Raw genomic sequence first — 19841 nt, 5'->3', positions numbered from 1 at the left:
TTCTCCGGAAATAACGGCAATCGCCGGGGCGTACCGGCGGGAGCCTCACGGGTGTGGAAACCCCTGACTGACGCTGCTGGTCAAGAACCGGTATGGAGATTCTCTCTTGGCTCCCGAGTGTCAACCTTCGATCACGCAGGGTGGTCATGCTGGAAGGCATGAGGGCCTATTCGTTGAACGACGTTCACGCGACCCGCAAACGAAGAGACTCCTGGTGGACGGTTTTCGTGGTCGATCCGGTGGCGTGCAGGCTCACACTGCTCGTCGCCAACCACACAGCCATCACGCCCAACGGGCTCACGCGTCTGTCGCTGGTTCTCGGCATGGTGTCGGCGGTCTGCTTCGCGTTCGGACAGCTCGTGGCGGGGGCCGCGCTGTTCTACGTGAGCTTCATGGTCGACTGCATGGACGGGAAGATCGCACGGCTGAAGGAGACCGGGACCGCGTTCGGCCTGTGGCTCGACTACGTGGGCGACCGGATCCGGGTGGTCTGCTGCGCGATCGGGCTGGCGTTCGGGCAGTACATGGCGACGGGGGACGTCGCCTACATCATGCTCGGCGCCGGGGTCGCCGTCCTCGACCTGTTCCGCTACGTCAACGCGCCGCAGATGAAGCGCGTCCGCGAGGTGGTCAGAGAGAACAGGCCGGAACCCCCGGCGAAGATCGGGCCGGTGCCGCCCCGTGAGCCCAGGGATCCGCTGGTGCCCAGGGCGCCCCGGTCGCTCACCCTGCGGCGCAGGCTCAGCCGGTTCCTCACCCGCCACCGGGTGCGGACGCACCTGATCAGTGGCATCGAGTTCCACGCGGCGGTGTTCGTGGTCGCCCCGCTGATCGGGGTGGCGGCGCTGCTGCCCGTCTCGATCGCGGCAGGAGCGCTGCTCCTGCTCAACGAGGTCTTTCTGATCTACCGAATGTGGCTGTTCACCCGGGCCGTGCCTGCCGCGCCGCGCTCGGAGAACGCGCAGCGCGTACCTGTTTGATCGTCTTCTACGGGGGTTCGTTGTCATGCAGTCCGACCGACCGATCTTTGTGATCGGCTGCCCACGCTCAGGCACCACCATGTTGCAGCTCATGTTGCATTCGCATCCGCGCATCGCGGTGCCTCCGGAGACACGGTTCCTGGTGCCCGGCTACTACCGCAGGTTCGTCTTCGGCGACCTGCGCGAGCAGGGGAACCGGCGCAGGCTGGGCCGATGGATCGTGAGCGACAAGGACACCAAGTTCAAGGAGCTCAAGCTCGACGGGGAGGAGCTGATCGAGAACATCGCCGCCGGGCCGCCGACGCTGGGCTCGGCGATGGGCATCACCTTCCGCTCCTACGCCGAGCAGCACAGCAAGTCCCGCTGGGGCGACAAGCGGCCGAGCTACTTCCACCACGTGGACCTACTGCTGCGGCTCTTCCCGGACGCCCAGTTCGTCCACCTGATCAGGGACGGCCGTGACTGCGTGGCGTCGCTGAAGGAGATGCCCTGGTACACCAAGGACGTCTTCCACGCGGTGACCAACTGGGCCGAGGCGATCGACTACGGCCGCCGGCACGCCAAGAACCTCCCGGCCGACAGCTACTACGAGCTGCGCTACGAGGACCTGACGGCCTACCCGGAGACCGAGCTCGGCAAGCTGTGCGACTTCCTCGGCGAGGACTACGACCCGGCGATGAGCGAGCCGCAGCACGTGGCCCGGGTGGCGATCCCGGAGCACAAGGTCTGGCACCAGAACACCCACGGCGACGTGACCACCGCCCGGTCCGGCTCATGGAAGTCCAGGCTGGAGCCGTGGGAGGTGTCGGTCTGCGAGACCGTGCTGGCCGAGCGGCTGACCGCCAACGGCTACGAGCTGAGCGGCGCCCCCAAGGCGGCCAAGGAGCACGTCGAGGCGTGCGAGAACGCGGCGTCCAAACGGCGCTGGGCCCGCCGGCGCAAGGAGTTCCGGGACCGCCTGAACCGGTTCCGCGAGCCGAGTCCGGTGGCCGCGCAGCTCACCACCCGGCAGCTGGGCGAGCTGGCGAAGGTCTGACCATGCAATCGGATCGACCGATCTTCATCGTCGGCTGTCCTCGCTCGGGGACGACGATGCTGCAGCTCATGACGCACGCCCACCCCCGCATCGCGATTCCTCCGGAGACCCGGTTCATGGTCGCCGCCTACCAGCGACGGCTGCATTTCGGCGATCTGAACGATCCGGCACACAGGCGCGAGCTGGCGGAGTGGGTGGTCAACCGCCGCCAGTCGCGCTTCCACGACCTGGGACTGGACGGCGAGGAGGTCATCGAGCAGATCGTCGCCGGGCCGTCGACGCTCGGCTCGGCGCTGGGCATCGTGCTCCGCGCCTACGCGGCCCGGCACGGCAAGCCGCGCTGGGGTGACAAGCGGCCGTCGTACTTCCAGCACATCGACGTGCTGCTGCGGCTCTTCCCCGACGCCCAGTTCGTCCACCTGATCAGGGACGGCCGTGACTGCGTGGCGTCGCTGAAGGAGATGCCCTGGTACAGCGGGAGCGTCTACAGCGCGGTCGCCGCCTGGGCCGAGGCGATCGACTTCGCCCGGCACGGCGCGCCGAAGCTCCCCGAGGGCAGCTACCACGAACTGCGCTACGAGGATCTGACGACGGACCCCGAGGCGCACCTGCGCAGGCTGTGCGATTTCCTCGGGGAGGACTTCGACCCGGTCATGTGCGAGCCGAAGCTGGTGGCCGACATCGCCTGCCCCGCGCACAAGTCCTGGCATTCGCGTACGCACGAGGACGTGACCACCTCGCGGTCGGGCTCGTGGACGAAGAGGCTCGACCCCTGGGAGATCTCGCTGTGCGAGAGCGTCCTCGGCGACCGGCTGGAGACCTACGGCTACGAGCTCAGCGGCGCGCCGAAGACGGAGACCTCGCGGATGGTCGCCTACGAGCGGACCGCGGCCAAGCGGAAGCTGGCCCGGTTCAAGCGGGTGGCCTTCGACCGGCTGACACGGCTCCGCGAGCCGAACCCGCTGGGCGCCCGGCTCACCACCGGTCAGCTCGTGCTGGCCGGGGTGCCCCTGCCGCGCAACGAGCCCGTCAAGGTCGACAACTGACCCGCAACGAGCCCGTCAAGGTCGACAACTGACCCGCTCGGACGCGGATTCCCCGACGGCCGCCCGGCCGGGCAAGGACTCTCCCCGGGCCGGCGGTCAACGGCTGACCTGCTCGAACAGAGCCTCCCACCGGTCCACGACCCGCTCCGGCCGGAACGACTCGACGTGTGCGCGAGCGGCGGCGCCCAGCCGCCGCCGCTCCTCCACGGAGGCCATCAGCCCGGCCAGGGCCGCGGCGAGGGCCGGCACATCGGCCGGCGGCGCCAGCAGGCCGGTCTCCCGGTGGAGGATCAGCGACCGCACCCCGCCCGACACGTCGAAGGCCACCGAGGGCACGCCGTAGGAGGCGGCCTCGCCGAGCACCAGTGGCAGCCCCTCGTGCTCGCTGGCCAGCCCCAGCAGCGACCCGCACAGGTACTCGCGGCCCATCTCGGCGGCGGGTACCGCGCCGCGGAACACCACCCGGTCCGCCACCTCGCACGCCCGCGCGTGCGAGCGGAGCCGCTCCAGCTCCTCACCCTCGCCGATCAGGTGCAGCTCCCAGTCCTCGCCCGCGGTACGGCCGGCCTCCGCGAAGGCCGAGATCAACCGGTCGAACCGCTTGACCCCCTCCAGCCTGCCGACCCCGAGCATCCGGTGGCCGGTCAGCTCGGCGGTCCGCGACGGCCAGGTGGGCAGCGGGTTCGGGATGGCCCAGGTGTTGGGCAGCAGCGCGTGCTCGGAGAACAGCCAGGCGTCGTTCTCGCTGAGGAACACCGCCTTCTCCAGCTCGCCGTAGTGGCCCCGGACCGAGCCGAGGTGCCAGGAGCCCCGCGCGTGCTCGTAGGACCCGTGGTACTGCCCGATCGGGAGCAGGCGCTCCGGGAGCAGGGGCGCGATCCGGGTCACCACGCCCGGCGAGGCGAGGACGGCGAAGCCCGCCCCCAGCTCCCGGAACAACTCGGCGAGCCTGCGGCGCTCCCGGCGCACGCCCAGCCGGGAGAGCCTGCCGACCGGCGTGCGGTGGATCACGTGGTGCCGGTAGCCGGGCCGGTCCACGTAGCGGAACGGGCTCTCGGCCCGGTGCAGCCCGACCACGTGCACGTCGTACCCCCGTTCGGCCAGGCCCTGTGCCACGGTGTGGGTGACCCGCTGCGTCCCGCCGAGCGTGTCGGCGTCCATGCAGGCGAACATCACGCAGCTCATCCGCCGCTCACCTCGGTCTTTCCGGCGGGAAGAGCCGTCCCGGCGGGAAGAGCCGGACGAGCCGTCCCGGCAGGGAGAACCGGAACAGCCGTCCCGGCAGGGAGAGCCGGACCGGTGACCGCTCCGGCCGGGGCAGCCGGATCGGCCGCCGCGCGGTGAAGGGCGGGACGGCCGGCGCGCCGGCCCGGGGCGGCGCCGGGCCGAAGAAGGCGTCCACCACCTTCGCCGAGGCGTGGCCCTTCTCGTCGGCGCACCACATCCTGCGGAACTCGATGTATCTGGCGGCGAACGACGCGGCCACGTCGTCGAGGTCGCGCAGCGCGCCGATCAGTTCCTCCGTGGTGGTCAGGCAGGGGCCGGGGGCGATCGACGGCAGGTCGTGGTAGACGCCCCGCTCGACACGCCGGTACTCCTCCCAGTCGTCGATCAGGAACAGCATCGGCCGGCCGGTGATCGCGTAGTCGCACATCAGCGAGGAGTAGTCGGTCAACAGCGCGTCGGAAGCCAGCATCAGGTCGTTGACCTCGGGGTAGCTCCCGGCAGGGCGGACGAAGTGGCGCAGGTGCTGGGGGACCCGGTAGCGCTCGACCGGATGGGGGCGCAGGATCACCACCCACTCGTCGGCCAGCGCTTCGGCCATCATGTCCAGATCGGCGCGGATCGACCGCCCCGAGAACCTTGCCCGGTCCCGGTAGGTGGGTGCGTACAGCAGCACCCTGCGCGCCGGCGGGATCTCCAGGGTGTCCCTGGCCCGCCGTACCGCCTCGTCGTCGCCGTGGACGAGCACGTCGCACCGGGGCGAGCCGTACCGCAGCACCGGCCCCTCGTATCCGTGGGAGGGCAGGAAGACCCGCTCGAACTCGGCGCTCGGCGAGACCAGCGCGTCCCAGCGCGCCACCGCCGCCCGCCACTGCTCGCGCGGCCCGGGGAAGTCGGCCCGCAGGTCCGGTGAGTTGAAGCCGACCGACTTGATGCCCTGGCCGTGCCAGGTCTGCAGGTAGCGGGTCCGGGCCGGTTTCGGGTAGGCCAGCGGCATGCCGTGGCTGTCCACCCAGTAGCCCGCCCTGGCCATGGTCCACAGGTGGCGCCAGCTCATCCGCCGCACCAGCCTGGCGTCCCCGGGGAAGTTCCGCCTGGCCCTGGTGACGGACCAGACCACGTCGAGGGGCGCCTGCCGCCGCCTGAGCTCCTCGTAGACGTAGCGCGGGTTGCCGGTGTATCCGGCGCCGACGTCGGACTCGAACAGCGCCAGGTCCCGGCGGGGCGGCACGACCTTGATCAGGCCCTTGTAGACGCGGAGCTTCACGTCCGCCCGGCCCGCCCGCCGGATCGCCTTGCGGGCGATCCGGCCCAACCGGGGCACCGGCCGGAGCAGGCCCCCGCGCCGCCACTGCACCCGGAGGAACGCGGCAGTCCCCTCCGCCCGGACCGTGACCCGGTGCCCGGGGACGGCGGCGGTGAACGGCCCGGCGGACGGGTCGACGAGCAGCCGGTCGGTGGTGACCCGGCCGTCGGCGCGGACGATCCCGACCAGCGGGTCGTGGTGGCCGCCGAAGCCCAGGGGGCCGTGCCCGAACGCGGCGAGGTCGACGGTCACCTCGCTCAGATGGCTGCCGTCGTCCTGCTCGCGTGGCGTCAGCGGCACCTGGTGGTCCTTGACCCGCAGGAACGCGGTCCAGCCCGGGTTGGCGGCGAGCACCCCGAACGGGTCGTAGGTCCTGATCGTCAGCGTGACCCGGGTGCCCTCGCCGGTGAAGGCGGCCTCATGGCGGAGCCGGGCCGCGGTGAAGGGCAGCTCGGCCATCCGGAGCGAGGTGATGTCCATCTTCTCGGCGGGGGCGGTGCCCCAGTAGGTCCGGCCGTCCTGCCGTACGGTGTGTCGCGGGGCGGCGTGCGGCCCGTTCAGGGACCGGGCGGCCACCACGAGCTCGTCGGTCCGGCCGTCGAGGATCAGGCCGCAGCAGACCCGGGCGACCGGCTCGATCAGCCCGAAGGCCTCGGGGTCGATCTCCGCCAGGTAGGGCCGGACCAGCGAGGAGAACTCCTCGGCCCACGCCGGATCACGCGAGGGCAGCGGGTTCAGGTAGACCCGCAGGTCCTGGCGGAGGAAGCGGAGCTGGCGCGCGGGCACCAGGTGGGCGAGGCCGTAGCCGCGCAGGATGTCGTCACTCAGCCGGGCCGCCCTGATCCGGTGCCGGACGTTGTCCATCTCCTTGATGCTCAGCGAGATCGACAGCCGTTCCTCGCTCCTCTCCAGGGCCCGGTGCCAGAGGTAGACGACCCACGGGACCACGGCGAACCGCCGCGCGGCGCAGAGGAGCTCGGTGGTGAAGACGTGGTCCTCGTAGTACAGGTCCTCCCGGAAGGGCAGCCGCCGCAGCAGCTCGGCCGGGTAGAGCTTGTTGGTGCTGAAGGAGTCGAGGAACAGCTCGGGCTCCTGCGCGATCCCCTCGACGGTCCTGCGCCTGGCGTACAGGCCGGGGTAGTAGCGCTGGGTCCTGCCGCTCCACTCGTACAGCCGGGAGATCTGCCCGGTGACGAAGTCGGCGCCGGTCCGCTCGATCTCCAGCACCATGCTCTTGCAGGCGTGCCTGGTCAGCCGGTCGTCGCTGTCGAGGAACATGACGTACGGCGCGCGGGCCGCCGCCACCCCGCTGTTGCGCGGCCCGCCGCAGCCGCCGCTGTTGACGTCGGCGCGCAGGTAGCGGATCCGGGGGTCCTCCCGCTGGAGCTCCCGCACGACCCGTTCGGTGTCGTCCGTGCTCGCGTCGTCCGAGATGATCACCTCGATGTTCCGCAGTGACTGGCCCAGCACGGACCGTACGGCCCTGGGCAGCCGCACGGCGTCGTTGTAGGTGATGACGACCACGCTGCAGTCCGGTGGGTTGATCACACTATGAGGTGTTCCCGTGACTAAGAGTGGTTCCGTCTGGCTTGTGAACTGTTGGAGCTGTTTTTACTGGTTCCCAACCGGCGGTCCCCCGCTGACCGGGTTCCCGCCCGGGGCCAGGCCGATGACGTCCTCGGTACGGACGCCGTGCTCGAAGGCTGCCATGTGGGCCCAGGCGCCGAGGAGGGCCGCGGCCATGGCCCGCATCGTCGTGGCCGTGTGGACGTCGTCGATCTCGCCGCCCCGCCGGAACCGGTCCCGCGCCTGCGTCAGCAGCCGCTGAGCCTCGGCGAGCTGCCGCTCGCGCCCGGCGAACGTCGTCAGCTCGGCGGGAAGGCCGGCGGCCGGCCGCGCGTCACCGGCGCGCGCCCCCGGGAGGGGGAGTGCGCCGCCGCCGGTCGGACCCGGGCCGGCGAGGGCGGGATCGGCGGCCAGCAGCCGCCGGTGCAGCTCCCGCAGCTCCGCGCCGGGGTCGATGCCCAGCTCCTCCGAGAGGAGCTCGCCGACGGCGCGATAGCACTGGAGGGCCTCGCCCTGGCGTCCCGACCGGCACAGCGCCAGCATCCGCTGCGCCCAGAACCGCTCCCTCAGCGGGTGCGCGGCGGTCAGCTCCCGCAGCTCCGGGAGCACGTCCCCGTGCCGCCCCAGGGCCAGGTCCGCCTGGATGCGCAGCTCGACCGCGCCCAACCGGCGCTCGGCCAGCGCCGGCGCGACCTCCCGCTGCAACAGCTCCGACGGCACATCCGAGAGCGGCTGCCCGCGCCACAGCCCCAGTGCCTCCCGCAGCAGCGCCGACGCCTGTTCCGCCTCACCGGCGGCGACGGCCGTCCTGGCGCGGCGCACCAGGACGTCGAAGCGGTGCAGGTCGACCGCCCCGTCGGCCACGCCGATCAGGTAGCCCTGCGGACGGGTCAGCACCGGATCGCTCCCTCCGGCGCCGCCCAGCACGCGGCGTAACCGCATCACGTGGTTCTGCAGGGCGTTGCGGGCCCCGTCGGGCGGGGTCTCCCCCCACAGCCGGGCCGTCAGCGTCTCGGCGGGGACGACCCGGTTGGCGTCGATCAGCAGCGAGGCCAGCAGCACCCGCTGCTTGGCCGCTCCGATCGCCACGGGATCGCCGTCGTGCAGCACCTTGAGCGGTCCCAGGACCCCGAACTCGAAACCCGGCCCCGGCGGGGGGTTCTCCCGCTGCGCATCCGTCACGTCACGCTATGTTACTTATCCTTGGCGTTCGGTCACCTGTTGATGACGCTGTGTGAGTAATAAGTGACTGTAAGGTGACCGTCGCGACAGCGGCTCCTGGCACCGTTTCCCCTGCCGGACACCCCGTTGCCCGGCACTCCGCGCCTTTCCGCTAAGTGCGACAGAAGGAACGAGGTCCAGATGCGAAGGCTCACAGCACGTCACCGCTCCGCGCGCATCGCCGCCGCCACCGCCGTCTCGGCGCTGACCCTCCTCACCACGGGCGCCGCCCTGGGGGACACGGGGCCCGCGCGCGCGGACGACGTCGACGTGACGGTCCGCAACGAGATCCTCCCGGGCAAGTGCCTGGACGCGGACCCGGCCACCCTCGAAGATCCCGCCACGCAGATCCGGCTGTGGGAGCAGTGCAACGAACAGCCCCAGCAGAAGTGGTACATGACGAACGACGGCACGCTCCACAGCCGTATCCTGCCGGGCAAGTGCCTGTCCGCGGATCCGTCCACCCTCAACAGTCCCGCCACGAAGGTCCAGCTGCTGGAGTGCGACGACGAGGCCCGGCAGAAGTGGGACATGCCAGGCGACGACACCATCCACAGCCGCATCCGTCCGGACAAGTGCCTGTCCGCGGACCCGGCCACCCTCGAAAACCCCGCCACCGAGATCCATCTGCTGGAGTGCGACGGCGGGGCCGGGCAGAGGTGGTCACTCAGCGACTGACCCACCCCCGCCGGGCCGTGGATCGGTGACGGCGTCCGAGACCGTGCGGTCGCCGCGCCGCCCCTCCCCCCTCCGGCGGTCTCGGACTCCGGCGACGTCCGGGGACAGGCCCTGGCCCGTACGGGCCAGGGCCTGATTCGGAAAAGCTGGAATCCGCCGGACCGATTTGGCCCTACTTCTCGATCTTCGAGGGGCCTTGGTCACCAACGAGTTCTGGCCGCACCCCGTCGCCGAGGACGGCCGTCCCTCATCTGTCATGGACATGTGGCCTTGGCTTCAGCGGAACGACTCGGCGTTCTCGCGCGCCCACTCGGCGAAGGACCGAGCCGGACGCCCGGTGACCTCCTCGACGGTCGGCACCACGGTGTAGCCGACCTCCGGGGTGTTGCCGAGCGCGTCGATCAGGAACTCGATCGTCTCCTGCCCCATGCCGAACCCGGCCCACATCTCACGCGCCTGCGCCTCGGTCAGCTCCTCGAAGCCGATCTCCTTGCCGATCGCCGCGCCGAGCCGCTCGACCTTCTCGGTGGTGCGCAGCGCCTCGGGGCCGGTCAGCGTGTAGGTGCGCCCACCGTGTCCACCCTCGACGAGCACCTTGGCGGCCACGGCCGCGATGTCGCGCTCGTGGACCATCGCGCTGAGCCGCCCGCCGAACGGCTCGCGGATGACGCCCTGGTAGCGCACGCCGTCGGCCCACCACTTGAGGGTGTTGGACATGAACTCCACCGGGTTGAGCAGCGTCCACTCCAGCTCGCTCGCGGCCAGCACGGTCTCCAGCGGACCGTCCACCCGCCCGCCGAGCACGGTGACCCGCTTGACGCCCGCCTCGGCGAGCAGCTCCACGATCTGCTCGCCGTGCCGCAGGGGCGCGTAGTCGTCACCGGCGAAGTTGATCAGGTGGACGCCGGTGACGCCGTCGAACGCCCGGCCCAGGGTGCCGGGGTCGCCCAGGTCGCCGCCGACCACCTCGACGCCCGCGGGCAGGTCGGCCTTGGCCGGGTTCCGGGTGAGCGCACGCACCTGCTGCCGGGCTTCGAGCAGCTCGGCGACGACGAGGCGGCCGACGGTTCCCGTGGCTCCGGTGACGAGGAAAGTCATGGTGATGTACTCCAGTTATACGTGAAACGGCATGATGGGGGGCCGGAGTCAATCGTGCTCCCCGGCGTCCGCTGCCTGCCAGTGTCTGGCGCACCTCCTGACATGCACTGATGAAGTGCATGGACACCGGGATTGCACGGTCTTCGGTGTGCAATTTGCATGCCTTGTCAGGAGGCGCTTCACGACGGTCGGGCTCCGGCGATGTCCGGGGACAGGTCCTGACTCGAAAGCAGGGAGGGAAAGCAGGGAAGGGTGGTGCGACCATCGGGCAAGAAGGGATGTCCTGATCCTTCCGGCAGGGGAGACCCTTGCATGATCGCTGTCCCTGACGCCGCCTCGGTCGTCGATTCCGAGCGGTTCGGCACCGTCTTCGACGCGCACTACGAGGAGATCCGCCGCTACATCGGACGGCGGCTCGATCTCGACACCGCCGAGGACCTGGCCGCCGAGACCTTCCTGATCGCCTTCCGCCGGCGCAGCCGGTTCGACCCCGCCCGGGGCGCGATCCGGCCCTGGCTGTACGGCATCGCCACCAACCTGATCGGCCGCCACCGCCGGGCCGAGCTGCGCCGCTACCGGGCGCTGGCCAGGACGGGGCCGCCACCCGACGACGACGGCCACGACCAGCGGGTCGTCGACCGCGTCGCGGCGGGGGTGACGGTCGGCCGGCTCTCGGGGGCGCTGGCGGGGCTGTCCAAGGGTGAGCGTGACGTGGTGCTGCTCGTCGCCTACGGCGGGCTGACCTATGACGAGGTCGCCGAGGCGCTCGGGATCGCCTACGGCACCGTCGCCTCCCGGCTCAGCCGGGCCAGGGCCAAGCTGCACAAGTCGCTGGGAGTGGAGATCCGATGAACGAGTTCAAGCTCATCGACGACGTGATGCCGGATGTGCCGTCCTCCGACCCGGGGAAGGTCGCCGAGGCCAGGGCCAGGGTGCTGAACGGCGGGCGACGCCGGCGGATCTCCGCGTGGACGGGGGTCCTGGTCGCGTCGGCCGCGACCGTCGCCGTGATCGGCGCGATCGCGGTCGTCCCCAGGCTGGGGGGCGGTCCGGTCGCCACGGTGACCCAGACGAGCGCCGAGGAGGTGCTCTCCGCCGCCGTCGACCGGCTGGCCCGGCGGCAGGAGGCGACCGGCGACCGGTACTGGCGCAGGGAGATGGAACAGGTCTACCGACAGCGGATCAGCGTCGAGGGACGCGAGTTCGTCGCCGAGGACCGCGTCAGAGACGTCCTGTGGAACGGGATCGACCGGAACAAGGTCATGGTGTTCAGCGGGCTCGACACCCGGCCCTTCACCGCCGCCGACAGGGCCGAGTGGGAGAAGGCGGGCTCGCCCCGGCTCTGCGGATCAGACACCGACTGCCAGAACGACATGATTCCCATGGGGAAGACCAGATATGTCGTCAGCAGTGAGGAAGAGGGCCTTGAACAGTCGACCACGGAGCTGAGTGTGAGGGAGATCCTTGACCTGCCCCATGACCCGGCGGAGCTGAAGGAGAAGCTGCTGTCGTACTGGCCCGCCGCGCGGGAGGCCATGAAGGACACGCAGTCCACGTCCTCGGCGCAGGTGAAGCTCCCCGAGCAGGACTACTGGCTGTGGGGGCTGGGTGAGCGTCTCCTCCTGGACGCCCCGACCACCCCGGGAACCCGGGCGGCCGTCTACCGCATGCTCGCGGGGCTGCCCGGGGTCCGGGTCGCGGACGGGATCCGGGACGTCGAAGGGCGGGTGGGAGTGGCCATCCTGCGCGGAGGAGCCGACGGCGAGTCGGAGGAGCAGATCGTCATCGACCGGGAGACGGGCGACCTGCTGGCGACCCAGGACGTGCTGCCCGTTCCGACCGCCGACCAGGGGAACATCCCGCCGGGCATCGTTTACATGTCCATGGTGATCAAAAGGCTCGGCTGGACCGACGACGAGCCTGTCATCCCCGAGGGCTGCGGGCCGGATCAGAAGGAGGATCAGAAGGAGGAGTGCCTGCGCTGAACCGGCCGCGCACATGTCGGCCTCAAGCCCTGTCGCAGGCCTCAGCCGTACCGGCGCCACGGATGAGACGCGTATGACGGCCGGTGGAGACGGGCCGGCTCAGCGGCGGCGCAGGGTCCGGCGGATCAGCCAGCCCGCCAGGACGATACCGGTCAGCGCGGCGGCCGCCAGCGGGGCGACGCGCTTGAGCAGGGGCAGGCCCGCGATCTCCATCAGGTCGAGCGCCTCCTCCTCGGGGGTGAGGGAGGTGCGGGAGGTGCCCGCCGGGTGGGCGTCCAGGCCGAGGGCCTTCTCCACCGCGGCCCCCTCGGGTGAGGAGGGCACGGCGGTGAGGTGGCGGACCGGCTCGTGCCGCCCGGAGGACCCGCCGGAGCCCTCACCCCCCGTGCCCGGGGTGCTTGTAAGGCCCGGGGCCTCCGAGGTGTCCCTGAGGACTGTGGGTTCCGGGGCGCCCGTGGTGTCCGGTGATCCCGGCCGGTCTTCCACGCCGGCGGTGACCTGCTCGGCCGTGCCCTGCGCGGGGACCGGCGAGGGGAAGGGCGAGACGCTCGCCGGCGGCGCGTCCGGCTCCGCGACCGGGCCCTCGCCGAGCAGCTCGGCCAGGTTGGCCGCGAACCTGTCGATCAGCTTGCCGCCGATCTCGGCCATCACCCCCCGGCCGAACTGGGCCGGGCGGCCGGTCACGTTGAACGAGGTCTCGACGGTCACCCGGGTCTCCGCGCCCGCGGGGTGCAGGCGGGCGACGACCGTGGCGCCGGCCGTCCCCGCGCCCCGCGTCTCCTTGCCGGAAGCCTTGATGGTCAGGGCGTGGGCGTCCTTGTCCACGTCTTCGAACGTGGCCTCGCCCTGGTAGGTCACCGTGATGGGCCCGACCTTCACCCTCATCCGGCCGGTGAAGGAGTCGCCCTCCACCGTGTCGAGGGCGGCCCCCGGCAGGCAGGGCGCGACCCGCCCGACGTCGAGCAGCACCGACCACGCCTGCTCGACCGGCACCGGAACCGTGAACTCGTGCTCGAATCGCATCGCCATCGATCCGCTCCTTGTCGATCGGCCGCTTCTGCGACATTACGACCGCGCGCGGCGGCTGTCACAACTCTGCCTGCCCCACCGGCCGGAAGCTGAACTTCTGACCGGCGCGGACGCCCGCCCGCCGGCCGGGTGGTGAGCTTCCGGCCGGCGCTGATATTCGCCCACCGGCCGGGGGGGGTGAGCTCCCGAGCGGCACGGATGCCCGCCCACCGGCCGGAGGGTTCCCGGCCGGTGGGACGCGGCTCAGCCGCTCGCGGCCCTGACCGCCCGGTAGGTCAGCACCCGGGCCAGGTGGCGGCGGTAGTCGGGCTTGGCGTGCAGGTCAGCCGGGGGCGAAGTGCCGGAGTCCGCCTGGCCGCAGGCGTCCCTGACCTGGTCCCGCGCGCCGTCGCCGTCACCGGTCGGCGCGGGGCTCAGGCCGCGCAGCGCGGCCTCCGTCGCCCGCGCCCGCACCGGTGTCGGGCCCATGTTGGTCAGCGCGATCCGCGCCTCCCCGATGGTCCCCCCCTCTCGTCGTACGGCCGCCGCCACGCCGACGATCGCCCAGGCCTGCGCGGTCCGGTGGAACTTCTCGTAGTGGAAGCCCCAGCCGGGCCCGAGCTTGGGCACCCGGACGCCGAGCAGCACCTCGCCGGGTCCGAGCGCGGACTCCAGGTAGTCGACGAAGAACTCGGCGGCCGGGACCTCCCGCTCTCCCTCGCTCGACCTGACGACGAACACGCAGTCCAGCGCCAGGGCGACGGCGGGCAGGTCGCCGGCGGGGTCGGCGTGGACCATCGACCCGCCGAACGTGCCGCGGTGCCGTACGGCGGGGTCGGCCACCGTGGCGGTGGCCAGCGCGAGCAGCGGGACCTGCTCCCTGACCACGCCGGAGCGCAGCACCTCGTCGTGCGTGGTGAGCGCGCCGACGAACACGTGGTCGCCCCGGTCCTCCACGCCGCGTGGCTCCGGCAGCCGCCCGAGGTCCACCAGCGCGGCCGGATAGGCCAGCCGCAGGCGCAACAGAGGCAGCAGGGACTGGCCGCCGGCCAGCACCTTGACGTCGTCACCGGCGGCGTCGGCCTCGGCGAGCACGCGGCAGGCCTCCTCCAGCGAGGCGGGCCGGATGTAGTCGAACGCCGCGGGGATCATCGGGCGCCTCCCTCGGAGCTGGACGTGGCCTCCCCGGACCCGGGGGCGCGCGTGGATGCGGACCCGGACCCGGACCCGGAGTCGGACCCGGACCTGGAGCCGGGTGCGGACGCGGTGCCGGGTGCGGACGCGGGCGCCTCGGCGGATGTCCCTGCCGGTGCCTCGGCCGACGCGGCGCCGGCTCTGGCTCCGGATCCGGACGCCGGCGGCCCCGCCTCGGAGACCACCCGCCAGATCCGCTCGGGCGTGCACGGCATCCGCACGTCGTGCACGCCGTACGGGCGCAGCGCGTCCACGATCGCGTTGACCACGGCCGGGGTCGAGGCGATCGTGCCGGCCTCGCCGACGCCCTTGACGCCCAGCGGGTTGCTGGTCGCCGGGGTCTCGGTGCGGTCGGTGGTGAAATCGGGCAGGTCGGCCGCCGTCGGGATCAGGTAGTCGGCCATGGTCGTGGTGAGCAGGTTGCCCTCGGTGTCGTGGACCGCCTCCTCGAACAGCGCCTGGCCGATGCCCTGCGCGATGCCGCCGTGCACCTGCCCCTCGACGATCAGCGGGTTCACCACGGAGCCCACGTCGTCGACGGCCACGTAGGAGCGGATCGCGCACGCGCCGGTCTCGGTGTCCACCTCGACCGCGCACAGGTGGGTGCCGTGCGGGAAGGAGAAGTTGTCCGGGTCGAAGGTCGCGTCGGCGTCCAGGCCGGGTTCGACGCCGTCGGGGAGGTCGTGCGCGGCGAAGGTGGCCAGCGCGAGCTCCTGGATCGTCCTCCCCTCGGCCGTGCCCCGCACCGTGAACGACCCGGCGGAGAACTCGATGTCGTCGGCGGAGGCCTCAAGCATGTGGGCGGCGATCCGCCGGGCCTTGTCCTTCACCTTCTCGCAGGCCGCCAGGACCGCCACGCCGCCCACGACCAGCGAACGCGAGCCGTAGGTGTCCATCCCCTTGTGGGAGATCGCCGTGTCGCCGTGGAGCACGGCGACGTCGCCGAACGGCACGCCCAGCGCGTCGGCCACGATCTGGCTCCAGGCCGTCTCGTGCCCCTGCCCGTGCGGGCTCGTGCCGGTGACCACCTCGACCTTGCCGGTGGGCAGCATCCGGACGGAGGCGTGCTCCCAGCCGCCCGCGCCGTAGCTGAGGGAGCCCAGCACGCGCGAGGGCGCCAGTCCGCACATCTCGGTGTACGTCGACACGCCGATGCCGAGCTGCACCGGGTCGCGCCGGTCGCGCCGGTCGGACTGCTCGGCCCTGAGCTTGTCGTAGCCGAACAGCGCGAGCGCCTTCTCGGTGGCGGCCTCGTAGTTGCCGGAGTCGTAGGTCAGCCCGCAGATCGTGTCGTACGGAAACTCCTGGTGGGTGATCCAGTTGCGGCGCCGTACCTCGACGGGGTCCAGGCCGAGCTCGTGCGCGAGCTCGTCCACGGCCCGCTCGATGGCGAACGTGGCCTCGGGGCGGCCGGCGCCCCGGTAGGCGTCGGTCGGCATCTTGGTGGTGAAGACGCCGGTGCAGGTGAAGTCGTAGGCGTCGATCTTGTAGATGCCGTTGTACATGAACGCGCCGAGCAGCGGTATGCCGGGCGTGACCAGCATCAGGTAGGCGCCCATGTCGGCCAGGAGGTCCACCCGGACGCCCCGGACGCGCCCGTCCCGCTCGGCCGCCAGGGAGATCCGCTGGAGCTGGTCGCGGCCGTGGTGCACGGTCAGGTTGCCCTCGGAGCGCGACTCGGTCCACTTCACCGGCTTGCCCAGCCGTCTGGTGACGAGCAGGCTGAGCACCTCCTCGGCGGTGACCTGGAGCTTGGAGCCGAAGCCGCCGCCGACGTCGGGGGCGACCACGCGCAGTTTGTGCTCGGGGATGCCGGTCGTCAGCGCGAGCATGACCCGCAGCACGTGCGGGATCTGGGTGGCGGAGTAGAGGGTGAAGCCGTCGCCGTCGGTGGTGGCCACGACCGCGCGGGGCTCCATCGCGGTCGGGATGAGCCGCTGCTGCACGTAGGTGCGTTCGATCACCACTGGGGCGTCGCGGAACGCCGCGTCGATGTCGCCCCCGGCGAACTTCCAGGTGAAGGCCCGGTTGCCGGACTCGTGGACCAGGGGGGAGCCCTCGGCGAGCGCCTCGGTCATGTCGACGACCGCGTCGAGCGGCTCGTAGTCGACCTCGATCGCCTCCAGGGCGTCGGCGGCCTTGTAGCGGTCGGTGGCGACCACACAGGCCACCGCCTCGCCGGCGTAGCGGACCTCCTCCACCGCCATGGGCGGGTGGTCGGGGATGACGATGTCATCGGTGACGGGCCAGGCGCACGGCAGGCTGCCCTGCTCGCCGGCGAGGTCCCGGCCGCTGTAGACCGCGACCACGCCCGGCCGGGCCCGCGCGGCCGAGGTGTCCACCCGGGTGATCCGGGCGTGCGCCATCGGGCTGCGCAGGAACGCCATGTACAGCATCCCGGGGAGCTGGATGTTGTCGGTCCAGGTGGTCCGGCCGGTGACCAGCCGGGCGTCCTCCTTGCGCCTGCGGGCCCGGCCGACCTCGTGCGCGCCGGAGGGCTCGCCGAGCTGGTCGCTCTCGGCGATCCGCTCGGCGATCAGGCCGGCGTCGAGTTGCTCGCTCATGGCGTCCGCACTTCCCGCCGCTCCCCGGCCTGGGACATCTCCTGGGCGGCGAGCCGTACCGCCCGGACGATGTTGCAGTAACCGGTGCACCGGCACAGGTTGCCTTCGAGCCCCTCGCGGACGGCCTCCTCAGACGGGTCCGGGTCGTCCCTGAGCAGGTCGATCGCGGCCATGATCATGCCTGGGGTGCAGTATCCGCACTGCAGGGCGTGTTCGGTGTGGAAGGCCTTCTGCATGGGGTGCCACTCGTCCCCCCGCGCCAGGCCCTCGATCGTGACGACGTCGCTCCCGTCGGCCTGTACGGCGAGCACGGAACAGCTCTTCGCGCTCCTGCCGTCGAGCATCACGGTGCAGGCGCCGCAGTTGCTGGTGTCGCAGCCGACGGGCGTCCCCGTCTTGCCGAGCCGATCCCTCAACAGGTGGACGAGGAGGAGACGCGGCTCGACGTCCTCCTCATAGGTGACTCCGTCGACGGTGACGGTGATTCGGGGCATACGTCCTCCAAGAACATCCGCAGGGGACATAGGAGAAGTGAGAGCCAACAAAAGTGAACGTACGCCCCTGTTGTGCCCGGTCAACCCCCTGGTATCACGCCAGTGGAAGTTCCTTCGGTGTGCGGTCGCCGAGAATGCGGCGGTCCGCCTCGTCGATCCGGACGTCGTTGATGCTCGCCTCGCGACGCCGCATCAGCCCGTCGTCGGCGAACTCCCACAGCTCGTTGCCGTAGCTGCGCCACCACTGACCGTCCGCGTCGTGCCACTCGTACTGGAACCGTACGGCGATGCGGTTGCCGCCGAACGTCCACAGGTCCTTGCGGAGCGCGTACTTCAGCTCCCTGGCCCACTTGCGGGTGAGGAACTCCCTGATCTCCTCGCGGCCGGTGACGAACTCGTCCCGGTTGCGCCAGACGGAGTCGGGCGTGTAGGCGAGCGCGACCCGGTCGGGGTCCCGCGTGTTCCACGCGTCCTCGGCGGCCTGCACCTTGGCCCTGGCCGTCTCCTCGGTGAAGTTCATGCTTCCTCCAGGAATATCGCCTGCACGGGGCAGGCCCGCGCGGCCTCCTCGACCGCGTCGATCAATCCGTCGTCCGGTTCGGCGACGTGGACGAGCCGGTCGTCGTCGTCCAGCTCGAACACCTCGGGCGCGGCGAACACGCACTGCGCGTGCACCTGGCACAGCGCCCGATCCACGAAGACCCTCATCACGGCTCCCCTTCCTGGCCATCCTGACCATCCCTGCCGCTCTCCACCGCGCCGGCCCCCGCCTCCGCGGGGGCGGACCGGACCGGTGGGTTGAAGCGGGAGTACCTGTCGAACGCCCAGCGCAACGGGCTCGCCCCCCGCACGTGGACGGCCTGGTCCACCTCGAACTCGACCAGCCGCTGCGCTCCCGGGACGTCCCCCGGATCCCAGTCGACGCGGGCCCGCCCGGTCAGGTGCAGCGCCTCGCCGTTCTCCCAGCCGAGGAAGAGCAGGCCGCAGCTCTCGTCGAGCTCCAGGTTCCCGAGCGTCATGTACATCGAGTTGCCGGCGTAGTCGGGCCAGACCAGCCGCCGGCGGCCGGCCACCCGGACGAATCCCGGGTTGCCGCCCCGGTGGGACAGGTCGGCGCCGAGATCCGGAGCCCGGGTGGCCACGAAGAAGGTGTCGGCGCTCTCGATCCACGCCCGGTGCTCGCCGGTGAGCGTCCGGGTGGCCGAGGCGGCCGCGGGAGAGGCGGCGGCGGGCTCGTCGGAGATGTCCCGCGTCTGGATGTACTTGGGGCAGTTCGCGTATGTCTGCTCGGTGCGGACGGTCAGGCGCCCGCCGTCGCGCCGGACCGTGCCGTTCACCCGCATCCTGCGCCTGGTCAGCGGCTCGATCGCGAGCATCCCGATCTCGCCGCCGGTCAGCCCCGCCAGCGGATCGTGCTCGCCCGGGACCGCCTCGATCACGATCGTCCGCTCGTCCACGGCCTCGGCGAACCCCGCCGCCCCCGTCAGCGCGCTCGCCCACAGCCGCCCGTCCCGGCCTTCGGCCCCGATCAGCAGCATCCGCTGTCGCGCCAGGAACGCGGCGGCGGTGGCCGGGATCTCCGGCCTGGCCGAGGCCGAGCCCCAGGCCCCGGCCCGCACCCCGGCCCGCCGCTGCACGGCCAGCTCTCCCGCGTGCCTCATGGGTTTAGAAGAAGCCGCAGGTGGGGGCGGAAGCGGTCGGGGCGGGCCGCTCGTCGGCGCCGCTGGGCGCGAAGATCTCCAACCGGATCCCGTCCGGGTCCTCGAAGAACACGCCGCCCGAGGACGCCCCCTCGCCGTGCGGCACCACGCCGTCGTGGTGGAGCGTGGCGCCGAGCTCCCGGATCACGGTCTCGGCCCGGCGGACCGCCTCGATGTCCGGCACCTGGAAGGACAGATGGTGCAGCCCCGGCACCCCGGTGGCGAAGCGGCCCTCGCTCTGCTGCCAGAGGGTCAGCAGCAGGTTGCCGTCGGAGCCGAGGAAGGCGTAGCGGCGGTCCGGGTCGGCCGACTCGCCGAAGACCTCGAAGCCGAAGATCTTCAGGTAGAAGTCCCTGGACCTGTCGAGGTCGGAGACGTTGAGGCCGACATGGCCGGTCTGGAAGGTCATCTCATCTCCCTGTCACGGTTCCCAACGGATTCGCCCGTTAGGTTCTTGGGGACAATCTAACGGAGCCATGGGATTTTTGGCGTTAGAAAAATGTGACATGAATCACTGTGGAGAGAATTGCGACGGCCCCGCCCGTCCGAACGCCGCATGCCGGAGCCGCCGTACGGCCCTGCGGGGTCCGCCGGTGCGGCCGTACGGCTGCCGCCGACGCGGTCCGCACGGGTATGGGGACCGACCGTACGGCCGCGTGGGTACGCCGTACGGCCGTACGGTTATGCGGTGCCGGAACCGCCGTGCGGGTATGCGGGAGCGGGCCGTACGGCGTGTGGGCG

The 19841-nt window shown here is 71.5% G+C and carries 18 protein-coding genes; 6 read left to right on the top strand and 12 right to left on the bottom strand.

The features are described from left to right. Positions 1 to 158: 158 nt before the first annotated feature. Genes CA984_RS10605 through CA984_RS10595 form a run of 3 tightly spaced genes read left to right on the top strand, consistent with a single transcriptional unit; the run spans position 159 to position 3062 of the window. Entirely contained in the window at positions 159 to 980 is an 822-nt protein-coding gene (locus tag CA984_RS10605; RefSeq protein WP_242675861.1) for a CDP-alcohol phosphatidyltransferase family protein, read from the top strand. A 25-nt stretch (positions 981 to 1005) separates the two neighbouring features. After that, a complete protein-coding gene (locus CA984_RS10600; RefSeq protein ID WP_031160945.1) occupies positions 1006 to 2016 on the top strand; it encodes a sulfotransferase family protein in 1011 nt (336 codons plus the stop codon). A 2-nt stretch (positions 2017 to 2018) separates the two neighbouring features. Then, positions 2019 to 3062, top strand: coding sequence for a sulfotransferase family protein (locus tag CA984_RS10595; protein WP_086570758.1), 1044 nt, complete (start codon positions 2019 to 2021; stop codon positions 3060 to 3062). 96 nt (positions 3063 to 3158) lie between these two features. On the opposite strand, the gene CA984_RS10590 is transcribed toward CA984_RS10595, so the two are convergent. The 3 genes from CA984_RS10590 to CA984_RS10580 form a co-directional block, all read right to left on the bottom strand. After that, positions 3159 to 4247 carry a glycosyltransferase gene (locus CA984_RS10590; RefSeq protein ID WP_086570756.1) on the bottom strand — a complete coding sequence of 363 codons (1089 nt, stop codon included), beginning with the start codon at positions 4245 to 4247 and terminating at the stop codon, positions 3159 to 3161. Positions 4248 to 4254: 7 nt separating this feature from the next. Beyond that, the gene (locus CA984_RS10585) at positions 4255 to 7140 is read right to left on the bottom strand and encodes a bifunctional glycosyltransferase/CDP-glycerol:glycerophosphate glycerophosphotransferase (RefSeq protein ID WP_242675860.1); all 2886 of its coding nucleotides are present in this window, start codon (positions 7138 to 7140) and stop codon (positions 4255 to 4257) included. 63 nt (positions 7141 to 7203) lie between these two features. Beyond that, complete coding sequence (locus CA984_RS10580) at positions 7204 to 8340, bottom strand: AfsR/SARP family transcriptional regulator (protein ID WP_086570754.1); 1137 nt, start codon at positions 8338 to 8340, stop codon at positions 7204 to 7206. A gap of 180 nt (positions 8341 to 8520) precedes the next feature. Here CA984_RS10580 and CA984_RS10575 point away from each other — a divergent pair, with 180 nt between their 5' ends. Next, on the top strand, positions 8521 to 9057 hold the full coding sequence (locus tag CA984_RS10575; RefSeq protein WP_086570752.1) for an RICIN domain-containing protein: 537 nt from the start codon (positions 8521 to 8523) through the stop codon (positions 9055 to 9057). Between the two features lie 276 nt (positions 9058 to 9333). On the opposite strand, the gene CA984_RS10570 is transcribed toward CA984_RS10575, so the two are convergent. After that, complete coding sequence (locus CA984_RS10570; protein ID WP_086570750.1) at positions 9334 to 10155, bottom strand: NAD(P)H-binding protein; 822 nt, start codon at positions 10153 to 10155, stop codon at positions 9334 to 9336. Between the two features lie 312 nt (positions 10156 to 10467). Between CA984_RS10570 and CA984_RS10565 the strand changes: the two genes are divergently transcribed. Both CA984_RS10565 and CA984_RS10560 read left to right on the top strand, forming a co-directional pair. Further along, the gene (locus CA984_RS10565) at positions 10468 to 11007 is read left to right on the top strand and encodes an RNA polymerase sigma factor (RefSeq protein ID WP_086570748.1); all 540 of its coding nucleotides are present in this window, start codon (positions 10468 to 10470) and stop codon (positions 11005 to 11007) included. Further along, entirely contained in the window at positions 11004 to 12140 is a 1137-nt protein-coding gene (locus CA984_RS10560; RefSeq protein ID WP_086570746.1) for a CU044_5270 family protein, read from the top strand. Before CA984_RS10565 ends, CA984_RS10560 begins: the two co-directional genes overlap by 4 nt. Positions 12141 to 12239: 99 nt before the next feature. Here CA984_RS10560 and CA984_RS10555 read toward each other — a convergent pair whose 3' ends face one another. The 8 genes from CA984_RS10555 to CA984_RS10520 all read right to left on the bottom strand — a co-directional run bounded on the left by CA984_RS10555 (position 12240) and on the right by CA984_RS10520 (position 19509). Further along, a complete protein-coding gene (locus CA984_RS10555; protein WP_086570743.1) occupies positions 12240 to 13169 on the bottom strand; it encodes an SRPBCC family protein in 930 nt (309 codons plus the stop codon). 243 nt (positions 13170 to 13412) lie between these two features. Beyond that, positions 13413 to 14300 carry an FAD binding domain-containing protein gene (locus CA984_RS10550; protein ID WP_086570741.1) on the bottom strand — a complete coding sequence of 296 codons (888 nt, stop codon included), beginning with the start codon at positions 14298 to 14300 and terminating at the stop codon, positions 13413 to 13415. After that, positions 14297 to 16906 (bottom strand): xanthine dehydrogenase family protein molybdopterin-binding subunit, encoded by a 2610-nt coding sequence (locus CA984_RS10545; RefSeq protein ID WP_086570739.1) that lies wholly within the window; start codon positions 16904 to 16906, stop codon positions 14297 to 14299. The genes CA984_RS10550 and CA984_RS10545 overlap by 4 nt, the downstream gene beginning before the upstream one ends. Continuing rightward, positions 16903 to 17400 carry a (2Fe-2S)-binding protein gene (locus CA984_RS10540; protein WP_086570737.1) on the bottom strand — a complete coding sequence of 166 codons (498 nt, stop codon included), beginning with the start codon at positions 17398 to 17400 and terminating at the stop codon, positions 16903 to 16905. Before CA984_RS10540 ends, CA984_RS10545 begins: the two co-directional genes overlap by 4 nt. Before the next feature lie 94 nt (positions 17401 to 17494). After that, the gene (locus CA984_RS10535; RefSeq protein ID WP_086570735.1) at positions 17495 to 17920 is read right to left on the bottom strand and encodes a nuclear transport factor 2 family protein; all 426 of its coding nucleotides are present in this window, start codon (positions 17918 to 17920) and stop codon (positions 17495 to 17497) included. Then, positions 17917 to 18108 (bottom strand): ferredoxin, encoded by a 192-nt coding sequence (locus tag CA984_RS10530; protein WP_086570809.1) that lies wholly within the window; start codon positions 18106 to 18108, stop codon positions 17917 to 17919. Before CA984_RS10530 ends, CA984_RS10535 begins: the two co-directional genes overlap by 4 nt. Beyond that, a complete protein-coding gene (locus CA984_RS10525) occupies positions 18108 to 19061 on the bottom strand; it encodes a pyridoxamine 5'-phosphate oxidase family protein (RefSeq protein ID WP_086570733.1) in 954 nt (317 codons plus the stop codon). The genes CA984_RS10530 and CA984_RS10525 overlap by 1 nt, the downstream gene beginning before the upstream one ends. 4 nt (positions 19062 to 19065) lie before the next feature. Continuing rightward, entirely contained in the window at positions 19066 to 19509 is a 444-nt protein-coding gene (locus tag CA984_RS10520; protein ID WP_086570731.1) for a VOC family protein, read from the bottom strand. Between the last annotated feature and the right edge of the window lie 332 nt (positions 19510 to 19841).

The organism is Streptosporangium minutum (genome assembly GCF_002149035.1).
Lineage (GTDB): Bacteria > Actinomycetota > Actinomycetes > Streptosporangiales > Streptosporangiaceae > Streptosporangium > Streptosporangium minutum.
Note: the sequence above shows the minus strand (reverse complement) of the source record. Positions and strands in the feature narration are given on the sequence as shown.